This is a genomic window from Microbispora sp. H10885 (genome assembly GCF_014161415.1).
GTDB lineage: Bacteria > Actinomycetota > Actinomycetes > Streptosporangiales > Streptosporangiaceae > Microbispora > Microbispora triticiradicis.
On sequence record NZ_JABBWY010000001.1, the window covers coordinates 512,723 to 525,685 of the forward strand.

Annotated in this window: 10 protein-coding genes; 8 read left to right on the plus strand and 2 right to left on the minus strand. The window is 67.6% G+C overall.

Annotated elements, in window-relative coordinates:
* Positions 1–383: 383 nt before the first annotated feature.
* From HHX37_RS02265 to cphA, 8 genes are all read left to right on the plus strand, one after another.
* On the plus strand, positions 384–1,052 hold the full coding sequence (locus tag HHX37_RS02265; protein ID WP_182884331.1) for a Crp/Fnr family transcriptional regulator: 669 nt from the start codon (positions 384–386) through the stop codon (positions 1,050–1,052).
* Between the two features lie 104 nt (positions 1,053–1,156).
* The gene (locus tag HHX37_RS02270; protein WP_182884332.1) at positions 1,157–2,083 is read left to right on the plus strand and encodes a hypothetical protein; all 927 of its coding nucleotides are present in this window, start codon (positions 1,157–1,159) and stop codon (positions 2,081–2,083) included.
* Complete coding sequence (locus HHX37_RS02275) at positions 2,067–4,097, plus strand: hypothetical protein (protein WP_182884333.1); 2,031 nt, start codon at positions 2,067–2,069, stop codon at positions 4,095–4,097. Before HHX37_RS02270 ends, HHX37_RS02275 begins: the two co-directional genes overlap by 17 nt.
* On the plus strand, positions 4,094–5,218 hold the full coding sequence (locus tag HHX37_RS02280) for a hypothetical protein (RefSeq protein WP_182884334.1): 1,125 nt from the start codon (positions 4,094–4,096) through the stop codon (positions 5,216–5,218). The genes HHX37_RS02275 and HHX37_RS02280 overlap by 4 nt, the downstream gene beginning before the upstream one ends.
* Positions 5,211–6,542: a DUF4407 domain-containing protein gene (locus HHX37_RS02285; RefSeq protein ID WP_182884335.1), complete on the plus strand. Its 1,332-nt coding sequence runs from the start codon at positions 5,211–5,213 to the stop codon at positions 6,540–6,542. The genes HHX37_RS02280 and HHX37_RS02285 overlap by 8 nt, the downstream gene beginning before the upstream one ends.
* Positions 6,543–7,246: 704 nt before the next feature.
* Positions 7,247–7,408, plus strand: coding sequence for a hypothetical protein (locus HHX37_RS02290; RefSeq protein WP_182884336.1), 162 nt, complete (start codon positions 7,247–7,249; stop codon positions 7,406–7,408).
* 276 nt (positions 7,409–7,684) lie between these two features.
* The gene (locus tag HHX37_RS02295; protein ID WP_182884337.1) at positions 7,685–8,512 is read left to right on the plus strand and encodes a cyanophycinase; all 828 of its coding nucleotides are present in this window, start codon (positions 7,685–7,687) and stop codon (positions 8,510–8,512) included.
* 44 nt (positions 8,513–8,556) lie between these two features.
* Entirely contained in the window at positions 8,557–11,322 is a 2,766-nt protein-coding gene (gene cphA / locus HHX37_RS02300) for a cyanophycin synthetase (protein ID WP_182884338.1), read from the plus strand.
* Positions 11,323–11,388: 66 nt separating this feature from the next.
* Here cphA and HHX37_RS02305 read toward each other — a convergent pair whose 3' ends face one another.
* Positions 11,389–12,558, minus strand: coding sequence for a hypothetical protein (locus HHX37_RS02305; protein ID WP_182884339.1), 1,170 nt, complete (start codon positions 12,556–12,558; stop codon positions 11,389–11,391).
* Positions 12,555–12,890, minus strand: a complete 336-nt coding sequence (locus HHX37_RS02310) for a PadR family transcriptional regulator (RefSeq protein ID WP_182881897.1) — start codon at positions 12,888–12,890, stop codon at positions 12,555–12,557. Before HHX37_RS02310 ends, HHX37_RS02305 begins: the two co-directional genes overlap by 4 nt.
* Positions 12,891–12,963: the final 73 nt, after the last annotated feature.

The following is a 12,963-nucleotide window of genomic DNA, read 5'->3' on the forward strand; positions in this document are numbered from 1 at the left end:
CCGCGCTCTCGACGATCTCGCCCTCGCCGACCTGCCCAGCTCGTCCGCGTCATCAAGCACGTCCAGGAAAGATCCAGTACCGGGCCCACTTCATAGATGAGCAATCAACCAACCCCTACAAGCGCAGAAGTCGCAGGCGGCTGTCGATGTTCCGCCATGCCACGCTGATTACAGGAACATTGTTCCACTCCGCCGGGAGCTCTGACCATATTTCATGATAGGCCGGACAAAATGTCACATACCTATACTCTGGTGACTAATCGAATCTTGCCTCCAGATATCCCAATCAGGGTGTAGCTTCTAACAGCTTCACATCGATGATTCAAGGCGCTTAATCCGTGGCAAATGATCAAATCCCCGCCAGATGGCCCATTGGCACATTCATGGACAGACTCAGCCCGGAGGAGCGGGCAGGGCTTCTAGCTCTCGCGCCGTCGTCCCCGCGGCAGGCCGGCGAACCACTCATCTATCAAGGAGATCGAGATAGGTCCGACGTCTTTCTTCTGAGGTCCATCCCAGGTCAGCGGCTCACGGCGTGCGTGAAGGTGACTGCCTACCTGGAATCGGGCGGGGCAGCCATGCTGGGCATCCGCGTCTGCGGCGACGTGGTCGGCGAACTGGCGGCTCTGCGCAGACAGCCGAGATCGGCCATGGTGACCACGTGCAGTCCGATGTTGGTGCACGTCATTCACGCACAGGCCTTCACCGACTTCCTCGATCATCACCCTGCGGCATGGAATGCACTTGCCAGGATGATCGCCGACCGGCTCGACTGGGCCAACCGTAGAAGAACTGACTTTGCTCAGTTCAGCGTGCCTGTACGGGTTGCGAACGTGCTCGTGGAAATCTCCAGCCGGCACGGAGTCGACAGGGTCGATGGCAAACGGGGCCTCGGAATCGATCTTACCCATGAGGAGATCGCTCACCTTGTCGGGGCCAGAAAAGATGCCGTCTTCAAAGCCATCCGACGTTTCAAGGATCTTGGACTGATCGACGCCAGTCATCGCCGGAAGATCATCATCGACCCGATCGGTCTAGCCGATTTCCGGTGAACCGTACTGGTACGTCTTGAAGTGATGTGATCTCCGCCAGACTCTACCCCCGTCGATCTACCCGACCACTCTGGTCGATCGTTTAGCAACCACAAGGTGACGTGATGCTTGATTCTGATTTCAGCCGCCGCTTGATCGTGGCGGTCGATGCGGAGGGATACGGCCGCGGCGACGACCTACGGCACGACTCGCTCCAGTCGGGCCTGGCCCAGGTCATGGACCGCGGCGCACGAGAGGCCGGCCTGCGCCGCGAGATCTGGACCCGTCAGGAAGCTGGTGACGGTGAGGTCATCGTCCTCCCCGAAGGGGAGCCCGAGCTCAGGGTCGTCGATGACCTGGTGCGCCGCGTGCGCAAGGCACTTCACGACCACAATCGCGAACGCCGGGACGACGCCCGCCTGCGGATACGCATCTCTATCGGCCACGGGGTCGTGAAACGTGGCGCCATGGGCTTCGTCGGCCAGGTCGTCGTCACCACCTGCCGACTGCTCGACGCGAAAGCCGCCCGCACCGCCTTGAAGGTGAACCCGCGCGCCGATCTAGTGCTGATACTCACCGATCGGCTCTACGAGGACGTCGTCCGACAACTCCATACCTCTTACCGACCAGAGTCCTTCACTCGGCTGGAGGTGCCGACCAAGGAACGCACCGAGATCGCTTGGATGTGGATCCCCTCAGAAGACCTGGATCAGAAAGGAACTCGCAACGTGGACAACTTGCCCGAGGTCGCCGACACCCTGTGGGCGCTGATCGCTGGCGGCGCCCTCGAGCGTCTGGGCGCCTACGGCACCGAGACCGGCCTCGTCGGCGCTCGGAAACTGCTCGCGAAGATCAAGGCGTTCCGGTCCGAGCAGGGCCGACCGGCCGACCCGGAGTCGCGCGACGACCTGCTGGAGTCCCTGGAGAAGCTGGTGCGTGTCGACGCCGCCGCGCAGCAGTTCGCGCAGCAGTTCAACGCAAAGCAGATGACCGTCAACCTGATCACCGCTCCCATTTCCGGCGAGGAGATCACCTTTGGCTTCCGAAACTGAGTCGTCGGCCGAGGGGGTACTGATCGGCGAGGAAGCCACGCCTGTCGATCTGACTGATCAGACCGAGGCGACGAACGAGAGTTTCGCACAGGTCTCCCAGGTCCAGACCGTCATCAACCACATCCACGGCAACATCGGAGGAGCCTCTTTCGGCATCTCGGGATCCCACCCCAAGTCTCGCCGCACGTCCGGCCCCATATCCCAGTACGAAATAGCGGAGGCCCGCACCTGCTTCGTGCGCCACGCCAGCTATATGGCCGCCGCCGAACGGCTGAAGAACGGGAACATGGTGGCTTTGGTCGGCAACGCCGGAACGGGTCGCCGAACGGCGGCGCTCAACCTGCTTGACGAGTTCGTCGGCGCGCAGCGCCATGTGGTGGAGCTCAGCCCGGCGTACACCCTGGAGAAGCTGGTTGCCCGCGAGTACCGGAAGGCTCACGGCTATCTGCTGTGCGACTGGCCTATGGACGACGTCGACGGAAGCATCGCCGGCTTTCACGTACGGGAGATCAGACGCCGCGTGCGCGATGCCGGCGCTTATCTGGTGATCACGGGGACAGCCACTTCGCTGCCCGAAGGAGACCAAATACCCTGGCTACCGCCGCCGGCCTGCGACGTCCTGCGGGCTCACCAGGTGGCGCCCGAGGTCGCTGACGAGGCAGCCACCCAGATCACCGCCGACCATGCCATGAACGACGTGGTGACACTGGCGCGCGATCTGGCATCAGGGGTTCCGCTGGACAAAGCGCTCGGCAGGCTGGAGTCTGCTGGGCGGCGCGACGTGGTCGCCTGGTTCGATGGTCCGCGTACCCGAGGTGAGCTCTTCGAGATGGCCGCCATGGCCTTCGCCGCTGGTCTTTCGGAAAACGGCTTCGAGTCGCTGCTCGCCCGGCTGGAGTCCATCGCCGGTATCGGCGAGGAAAAGGCGGATGCCATCTCAGCGGATGATCCAATGCCAAGCCGCCGCCTGCTCCGGGTGGCAGAGGGTTCGCTTTTCAGTCTGTCGCCGCGACGCAGGCTGGAATTCAAGGTCGAGGGTCACCGAACACATGTGATGCGGGAGCTGTACCAGCGACACGGCATGCGGTTGTGGGATCCGGTCACCGAATGGCTCCATGAGTGCGCCGCTCTACGCGACCCGAGCGTACAGGCGGAGATTGCCAGGGGTGTGGCGGTTCTGGCCTCCGTCGCGGGTTACTCGTATGTCGAAAGCACTTTCCTCACTCCATGGGCCCGCGGAAGGGGCGTCATGCGCGGCCAGGCCACCGCCGCGATGGCCATCTCATGGTTGTGCCTAGACGAGACGACCCGTCCGGAGGTTCTACGTACAGTCACCTCGTGGACGAGGTCCTCCGCCGCCAGGCCCAAATTCACCGCCACCCTTGCCTGGTCCGGCGAGTTGGGCATTCGGTTCCCGATGGAGGCAGCCCGGATGCTTTGGCTGCAGATCAGAGACAGTGAGAAGCCTGTCCGGCATGCGGAGATCGCGCTGGCCCGTCTGTTCGCAGCGCTGACCGAGGCCACCGGCAACGCTCTGCCCATCCTCGACTGGCTGGCGCGTCAGATCAGCAGCGACAGGCGGATTGGCCGTGCGGTCGACCCTCTGATTCGGGCGATCTTGAGCGTCCTTTCGGCTCGGGCGGACCGCGTCGGAACCCCTACAGTCACCGCTCACCTGCGCAGTCGCCCTGAATCAGCTATCCCTCTCGCCACTCTTTGGTCCGCGGTGCTGGTGAAGCGCCCTCACCGCAAGGATGGACTGTCTGCCCTGTACGACGCCGTCTGCGCCTTTGACAAACGCGATGACGACGACCGTGACCGTGTCCGTGCCCTGTTTGCAGCGCTCGTGGAAACCCTCCCGGAGAAGGAACGGCCACTGCTGGCCTATGACCTGCGGCGCTATGCCATCTCTCGCAACACTGACGAGGACCGGCTGGAGCTTCTCATGTCGCTGCTCCGGATCTTCCTAAGCCCGGCTGTACTTTCCCTCAACACCATTGGAAAACGTCCATGAGCTACCCCGTGGTCAGCCAGGTCCCCCTTGACCCTGTCGTCAAGCAACGATTCCTGAGCAAACCTCGTCGTTCGATCTCCAGCCTGCCCCGTCAACTTCCTCATCAGCGGCTCGTCTTCGAGTACGACGGTACGTTCGTACTGGGCGATCGGCGGCTGCGCGGCGACGAACCACACGTGCTGCTGGCCGACAGCGTTAGCGTTGTGGACGTGGCCAAGGATCGCCCCGTGACGATCCACGTGTCGATCAACTCCTCCGGCGCTCACGACTTCACGGTTGCGGTGCAGTTTCGCTGCACGGTCGACGAACCGATTGAGGTGGTGCGCGCGGGCTTGACCGACGTCACCGAGCACCTCGTCACCTATATCCGGGCCTACCACAAGCTCTTCGAACTCGGCCGGAGCCACGGGTTGGACGACGTTCACGAGGTGTGGACCATCGTGCATGCTCAGGTGAAGGCTTACACGACTGTGGTGCCATGTGTACTGCCCGGCATGTCGGCGGAGTTCGCCGGCCTCGACGTGTACGCCCCCGACGAGATCGCCCACGGGCGGCGGCGCTACGAGACCAACCTGCACGACCTCCAGGGCGCACACGGCCTCCGCGACGCCAAACGCAAGCTCGACCGTAACTTCGAACTCGATGAGCTGGACTACCTGCACACCAAGGGCCATAGCTCCAACGACTTCATCCGGCAGGAGGCGGCTCTCGACCGGGATCAGCAGATCAGCGAGGCTGAGAAGGTCAGGGACTTCCTGAACAGCGGTCGTGGCGCTGCCGACGGCCTGTACGTCACCGTTCGCGGCCTCAGTGACCAGCAGGTTGCCGACCGGTACGCCGCCCTGGGAGATCGGGAGTACAGCGCTATCCAGCACAGGATGCAGCGCGAGCACGAGTTGCAAGTCGTTCAGGCTCGCGGCCGGGCGGAGGTTGTCCGGGCGGCGATTGCCCAGGGCCTGTTCAACGAGAACACCGGCAAGGAGCTACTTGCCACGTTCGACGATGTCGAGCCGGAAGCGGAGGTGAAGGGCCTCGAAGGCCCCGCTTACGAGCCCCGTGCCGAGGTGACGGCGGGTGACACCGATGACGACCTTTTCCCGGAGGAGGACGTCCGTGGTTGACATCCTTCACGGATCGAAGGCGGCCCAGCAGCACGGACGGCACCCCCGGCGCCGGGATCGACTCCCTTTCGGGACGTTCCTGCGTCGGTTCACCGGAGTCGACGAGAAAATCCTCGCCAGTGTTCCTCAGGAACGTTCCCGCTACACCAGCCTCGGCGGAGTCGTGGTCAGCACCGCGCTGATAGCGGCCACCTCCATGCTGGGCGCACTGACACTGCTCTCGCAAGCGTCCCCGCTGTATCTGGTGCCGGTGGCGGTGCTGTGGGGTCTGATCATCGCTAACGTCGATCGATTCCTGATCACCAGCCTTCACGGCGACAATGACGGCTGGTCCCGCTGGGGCAACGTACTGATCCGGCTGGCCCTCGCCATCGTCATCGGCGTCTTTATCGCCGAGCCGCTGACCCTGAAGATTTTCCAGGAGCGGCTCGATCGGCAGATCATGGTTGAACGCAACCAGGCGATCAGCCTGACGGAGAGCCGGTACAAGCAGTGCAACCCTCTCAAAGGGCCGGCTCCTTCGGGTGTGGACTGTAACGGCTATCTCCTCGACGGCGGCGACCAAGCACTCGCCGTTGAAGGCAACATGACGCAGAGGCAGCACACCCTCCAGGCCGCGGAAGATCGGCTGGAGGCGGACATAGAACAGCGTGGGAAGCTGGAGGGACGCCGCGACCGCGAGTGCTATGGCGTCAAGGTTCCGAACCGGACCACTGGCGTGCCCGGCGACGGACCCGAGTGCAAGGCCCGGAACAACGAGCTCAATACCTTCGTCGCCAACCATGACATCCCCCAGCAGCAGGCGGAAGTGGCGAAACTGAAAGCGGAACTCGGCTCTCTCGCGGCCGATCGCGCCAGCGCCGAGGCAAAACGCGCGGCGGCACTCAGCAAGAAGATCACCGAGCATGTCGAGGAGAGCAGGCGCGCCTACACCGACATCGGCCTGCTTGATCGATGGGAGGCCTTGGGGACGGTCGCAGGCCAGAGCGGCATGGTCAACTTCGCCCACTGGTTGTTGCGCATCATCTTCGTCCTGCTCGACTGCATGCCCATTATCTCCAAGATGCTGAACGGCAAGACCGAGTACGATCGCCTCCTTACTCAGGAACTGCGCGCGGGCTCTGCCTGTCACGAAGCCGAACTGAACTTCACCACCCGGCAGAGGACCGGCGAGTACGAGATCAGACTTCGTGAGGAAGAGCGCCGGCTGAAAGCCGAACGTGGCCGGATTGACCGAGATCAGCGCGTGGACGAGGCGTCCAGGGACAACGAAATCGACCGCCTCGCCCGCACTTTTATAAGTTCGATACCTACGCAACGATAAGGACCCGAAACACTATCCCTCGACCGCGAGTCGTTCTGTAGACACCAGGAATCAGCAGCAGGCCCCGCCACCGCCCAGCCAGCAGTTCGAACAGCGCATCCAACGGCGCCACGCCGATCCGGCGGCGTGCCTGTCCGGCGCCGCGGACGACACGGCGGCTCAGCCCGCGGATTGTCCAGCCCGGCCATCAGCCGAGCCCGCACCTGCCGACTTGACCGGGACGGTTACTCACGAAATGTGTCCTTCGCCAAGGTGCGTGACCGCTTCGCGCTGCCTTACTCGGGTCGAGGAGTTGTGGGGCCGCTACTGGAGACGAATGCCGTACCTCATGTGGGCGCTGTCGGCCCGGCTGGACGGCCTCCGGCTACACGGGTCCGGGTGGCGAGTCGCGATCGTCACCAAACGGGGACGGGGACAACCAGTCTGGGAAGGTCTAGCAGACAGGGCTGGCCAAGACTGTAACCGCTTATGCGCTGTCGGGGAGCGAGGGCATCCGGAAGCCCCGATGCCGGTCTGCTCGAGATCGCGGCCAAGCGTTTCAGCATCACTCTCGTCAAGGGCGCATGGGTCATTGGTGACGACCTGGCCACTGACGTAACCACCCCGCACGCGATCACATCCCGCCTGCCCGCATCTACCGCTGAAGCAGAGCGGCGAGACATCGACCAGGGGCCTGCCTTTCCCTTGTGATGGGTGGTCAGTTGATGGGTGCCTTGGGTGTGCGGGCGATCGACAGGCGGGTCACGACCGGTCGCTGGGGCGACGTCACCGAACCCGCTGTGCTGCAGCGCTCCGCTCTGTCGCTGAACCCCGGCGGGGCCGCCTTCGTTCGCTACCGGCCCGGCCGCCTCGTCGTCGGCCGGTGATCGGCTCGCAGGCGACGGCAGGCCCGGCGGAAACCCTGTGATCCCATTCCGCCCCACCCGTTCGCGGTAGAAGCGGACCAAGGCCTGCATCGACCGAGGCAGTTGGTCCGGTGTCGGCCACTATGAGCGCACGTCGGCATCCGAGCAGCACCGCTGACCTCGGTACGGGCGGGGGGAGCAGGGCACCCGAGCTCACAAACCGGCCCATAGGGGCCGAACTGGTTGCTCTCGGATGATATCCGACGCCTCAGGGTAACAACTGGTCGAGGAGGCAGCATGGACACGGACGAAGGGGATGAACCTGGCGATCCGGGCCGCCTGCTTGTCATCGGAGGCGCCGAGTGCCGCGGTTCCGGGCTGCTCGAGCGGTTCGTGGAGCTGTCTGGCGGCGAGGCGGCCCGGATCGTGCTGGTCACTACGGCCACCGGGGCGCCCGAGGAGGTGCACGCCGACTACGATCGGGTGTTCCGCAAGCTCGGCGTGGAGCACACCAGAGAACTGCGGCTGCGCGGGCGCTCCGACGCGGACGGCGACAACGCGGCCAAGCTCCTCGACGACGCCACGGGCGTGTTCTTCTCCGGCGGCGACCAGTCGCGGCTGCGCGCCCTGGTCGGCTCGCGGGCCAACGAGATCCTGCGCGACCGGCTGCGCGCAGGTGGCGCGGTCATCGCCGGGACCAGCGCCGGCGCTACCGCCATGGGCCGCACGATGATCCTCGGCGGCGAGGGCCCCGGCGTGTCCGCCGCCACGGTCCGCACCGGCCCGGGGCTCGGCCTGCTCCCGAAGGCGCTCATCATCGACATGCACTTCAGCGAGCGCGGCCGGCTCCCCCGGCTGCTCAGCGCTCTGGCGCTGGACCTGGAGTACCTGGGCGTCGGCATCGGCGAGAACACCGGGATCCTGGTCGACGGCACCCGCTTCGAGGTGCTCGGCGCCGGCGTGGCCACGGTGGCTGACGGACGGAACGCCACGGTCATCCACGCCGCCGGGGACGAAGACCCGATCACCCTGTTCGGCGTCCGGCTGCACCTGCTGCCCGCCGGGTGCGTCTTCGACATCGCGACCCGCGAGGCCACCATCGGGCCCGCGCACGACCGGTACTGATCACCGCCAGCCCGCCCATCTGCCCAACCCTTGGGGAGCGTCACGTGCGTCTCGAAGACCTGCGTCACCTGAGCGGACCCAACGCATTCAGCACCCGGCCGGTCACCGTCGCACGGCTCGAGCTCAAGGAGCTGACCGGCCGGAACACCACCGAGTACCCGGGCTTCGCCGGACGGCTGACCGCGGCCCTGCCCGGGCTGGCCGAGCACCACTGCGCGGCCGGGCGTCCGGGCGGATTCCTGGAGGCGATGGCCCGGGGCACCTACTTCGGCCACGTCACCGAGCACGTGACGCTGGAGCTGTCCAGCCTGGTGGGCCGCGACGTGTACCTGGGCCGGACCATGTGGGCCGGCGCCGACGGCCGCTACGACGTGATGACCGAGTGCCCGCAGGACGAGCCCGCGCAGTCCTCGGTGCCGGCCGAGCTGCTGGAACTGGCCATCACCACGGTCAAGCACATTCTTCGCGAACGCATCCCCGACCTGCCGCTCGAACTGGCCAGGATCGCTCGGGTCGTGGAGCGGGAGCGCCTCGGCGTGAGCACGGCCGCGCTCGCGGGCGCGGCCCGCCGCCGGGGGATACCGGTCCGCCGGGTCGGCCGGCTGAGCATGCTGCGGCTCGGCTACGGGCGCTATCGCCGACTGGTGTACGCCGCGCTGACCGAGCAGACGTCGGTGATCGGTGTGGACATCGCGGCCGACAAGATGCTGGCCAAGCAGCTGCTGACAGAGGCGGGCATCCCGGTGCCCGATGGGGTGGTGGCCTGGAGCGCGGCCGACGCCGCCGGGGCGGTGGGCCGGCTCGGCGGGCCGGTCGTGATCAAGCCGCTCCACGGCAGCCACGGTGCCAACGTGACCGTCGGCGTGACCACCGCCGCGGCCGCGGCGGTGGCCTACGCCCAGGCGGCGGCCGACGGCGAGGGAGCGATCGTGGAGAAGTTCGTGCCCGGCACCGACTACCGGGTGCTGGTGGTCGACGGCCAGGTGGTGGCCGCGGCCGAGCTGCGGCCGGCCTCGGTGACCGGCGATGGCGCCTCCGACATCACCCGGCTCGTCGATGTGGTGAATGCCGATCCGCGCCGGGGCGAGGGCCACTCCCGAGAGCTGACCAAGATCGAACTGGACGATTGCGCGCTCGCGAACCTGGAGGCCCAGGGCCTGGGCCCGGCGTCGGTCCCGGCCCGCGGCCGGCTCGTGACCCTGCGCCGGAACGCGAACCTGTCCACCGGCGGAACCAGCCGCGACGTGACCGACCTGGTGCACGAGGATGTGGCCGACATGTGCCGCCGGGCCGCGGCCGTGGTCGGCCTGGACGTCTGCGGCATCGACGTGCGGCTGGCCGACATCGCGGCACCGATGCGGTGCGGCGCGGCCGGTCACGGCGGGGCCGAGCCCGGGGCCGTGATCGAGATCAACGCGTGCCCGGGGCTGCGGATGCACCTGTCCCCGGCCGAGGGGGCGCCGCGGGACGTGGCCGGCGCGGTGATCGACAGCCTGTACCCGCCCGGCGCCCCATCTCGGGTCCCGATCGTCGCGGTCACCGGGACCAACGGGAAGACCACGACGGTCCGCATGATCGGCCACATCCTGAGCAAGGCGGGGATGCGGGTGGGGATGTCCACCACGGACGGGGTCTACTCCGGCGGCCGGCTGGTCTTCGACGCCGACGGCTCGGGCCCGCGGTCCGCGGACATGGTGCTCGACGACACCAGCATCGATGCCGCGGTGCTGGAGACGGCGCGTGGCGGGATCATCCGCAGTGGGCTCGGCTACGACCAGGCCGACGTGGCCGTGGTCACCAACATCACCGCCGACCACCTGGGTGCGGACGGCGTGGAAGATCTCGACGAGCTGGTCGAGGTGAAGGCGCTGGTCGCCGAGGAGGTTCGCGATGGCGGGACCGTGGTGCTGAACGCCGACGACCCGCTGGTCGCCGCGCTCGCCGACCGGCCGCGGGTGCGCAGGCACGCGTCCGTGATCAGGTATTTCAGCCTGGTGAACGGCAACCCGGTCACCGAACGGCACCGGCAGGCGGGCGGCCTGGCCTACGAGCTTCGCGATGGCGAGCTGGTCGAGTTCGATGCGGACCGGGAGCTGGCGCTGCTCAGCGTGGCCGAGCTGCCCGGCGCGTTCGGCGGGCTCGCCCCGCACGTGATCGCGAACGCGCTGGCCGCGGTGGCGGCCTGCCGCGGGCTCGGAGTCAGCGCCAAGGACATCCGGCGCGCGCTGGGCACGTTCACGCCGGGCGAGTCGAACCCGGGGCGCGGCCACGTCTTCCTGGCCGGCGGCGGCCCGGTGATCGTGGACTACGGCCACAACGCCGCCGCGCTCGACGCGACCGGCCGCATGATCAACGACGTCTGGGGCGGCGAGCCCGTGGCCGCGATCACGCTGCCCGGCGACCGCCGCGACGACCTGGTGGCCCGCTCGGCCGACGCCGTCGCCGCGTGGTTCGGCCGGGTCGTCGTCTACGAGGACGCCGACAAGCGCGGCCGCCGGCCCGGTGAGATGACCGGCCTGATCACCGCGGCCATGCGCCGGGCCCGGCCCGGTATCGGCCTCGCCACCGCCGAAGGACCGCAGGCCGCCCTGCGGATCGCGGTCACGATGGCCGCCGGCCAACCAGTCCTGTTCGTCTACGAGAAGCTGGCCATGGCCCGCCAGGCCCTCGAGGCCCTGAACGCCCGGCCCTGGCCCGCCGCCGCGGTCCCGCCCGCACCCGCCGACCTGGTCCCGCCTGCTCCTTCTGTCGAGCCGCCGCAATCACGGATGACTGGAAGCCCCCTCCGGTGGATGAAGGCGAAGGGGTGAGCTGCCTCGTCAATCCGTCCGTGTAGAGATGCCGACTTCTCTGTGTGCCGGGAACTCAGGAATCGGTCACCTGAATGAGATGCGGGCCGTGGTACCGCTGCGACGGAGATCATGCCTCGTACTGATCAGGGTGAGCATCCCTGTCGTCGTGGCGGCGAGGACGGCGGCGACGGCCGCGTCCACGTGTCCGGTCGGCGCGGCCACGAGGACCAGGCACGCGCCGGTGAGCGTCACGACGCGCAGGACGCGGGTCCACCGCCGGACGGCAGGGCGGATCAACGAGCTGAGCACGCCCACGAGCAGGCAACCCCAGATCAGGGCGGCCACGTACTCGTCGCCTGCTTCCAGCCTGGACAACGCCCTGCGGACGTCGGGGGGCCCCGCGTTGAGCGGAACCAGGTTCGGCATCTGGTCGGGGAAGAGCAGGAAGGCGCCGTAACCCAGTACGGCGACCACTCCGGCGCAGACGGCTCCCGCACACATCAGGGCGACGACGCTCTGGAGGGTGTCCCGGGTGCACCGGGCGACCACGATCATCGCCGCCGCAGGCGCCGCCACGACCGCCGCGAACAGCCACATCCCGTGGCCCGGCAGGTGCTCCGCGAGCGGCGGCAGAGCACGCTCGAAGGGCAGGAGCGTGAAGCACGCCGGTCCCGCGACCAGACCGGCGACGATGCCGGAGGCAAGGGTCAGGGAACTCGCCGTGGACGCACGCGCGGTCAGCGCCAGCGTGACCACGAGGTACAGGACGAGCGTGATCATGGCTGGCAGGAGGCCGTCGCCGGGTCCCAGCGGTTGGGGACCGCGATGGTCCAGAAAGGCGATCAGCAGGTACGCGCACGCGACCGCGAACCCCGTCGTCCGCACCACCCGGGCGGTCCTCGAAGGCCGCACCGGACCCAGCAGCCCGGGCCTGGCTCCCCGCCAGGCCAGCAGCACCACGACCGACAACAAGCCGGTCAGCTCGAGCCGGGCGGCGGGATACGTGACGCCTCCCGCCAGCAGGAGCGCCAACGCGCCTGCCACGCCGGCGGAAAGGGCCAGGCGGCGCAGTGCCACCGGTTGCACCGCCGCCGCTCGGACGCAGCCGAGCGCGAAGCGCAGGCGTGCCGCGGGCTGTTCCAGGTGCGCGAGCTCGGCCCGCATGGCCAGTCCCCAGTCGTACCGGGCGGCAGGCAGGAGCCACAGCGCGAAGGCGAGGAGCCGCCCCGCCGCGTCGCCTCTGGGGCGGCTCACCAGGCACCGCGCAGGGAACCCTGTGTGCCGGGCCTGTCCTGCTCGGCGGCCGAGCGCGCCGCGGCCTTCGCCGCCACCTCGGCGGCGACCGCCAGTCCAGCGCCGGTGAGGCGGTAGAGGTGCCGGGGAGGGCGGCCCGCCACCGGGGCCTTCTCCCAGGACGACTCCAGCAGCCCGCGGTCGGCCAGCCGCATCAGGATCGGATACAGGGAGCCGGCCTTGAGGTCCACCTCCCGCCCGAGCTCGTAGCCGTAACGCCACTCGGAAGGGTCCGCCGCCAGCGCGCGCAGCACCGCTTCCGCCTGGGGAGAGAAACGCCGTGTCCGGGTCACCTCCGATACTCTACCTATATAGAGTTATAGAGTGAACCCGATACGGCGAATGGGGCCGCACTCGTGGAGTGCG

Bases quoted from the DNA above. Each gene is read 5' to 3' on its own strand.
- HHX37_RS02265 (WP_182884331.1), top strand. From the start codon at position 384: ATGGACAGACTCAGCCCGGAGGAGCGGGCAGGGCTTCTAGCTCTCGCG.
- HHX37_RS02270 (WP_182884332.1), top strand. From the start codon at position 1,157: ATGCTTGATTCTGATTTCAGCCGCCGCTTGATCGTGGCGGTCGATGCG.
- HHX37_RS02280 (WP_182884334.1), top strand. From the start codon at position 4,094: ATGAGCTACCCCGTGGTCAGCCAGGTCCCCCTTGACCCTGTCGTCAAG.
- HHX37_RS02290 (WP_182884336.1), top strand. From the start codon at position 7,247: ATGGGTGCCTTGGGTGTGCGGGCGATCGACAGGCGGGTCACGACCGGT.
- HHX37_RS02295 (WP_182884337.1), top strand. From the start codon at position 7,685: ATGGACACGGACGAAGGGGATGAACCTGGCGATCCGGGCCGCCTGCTT.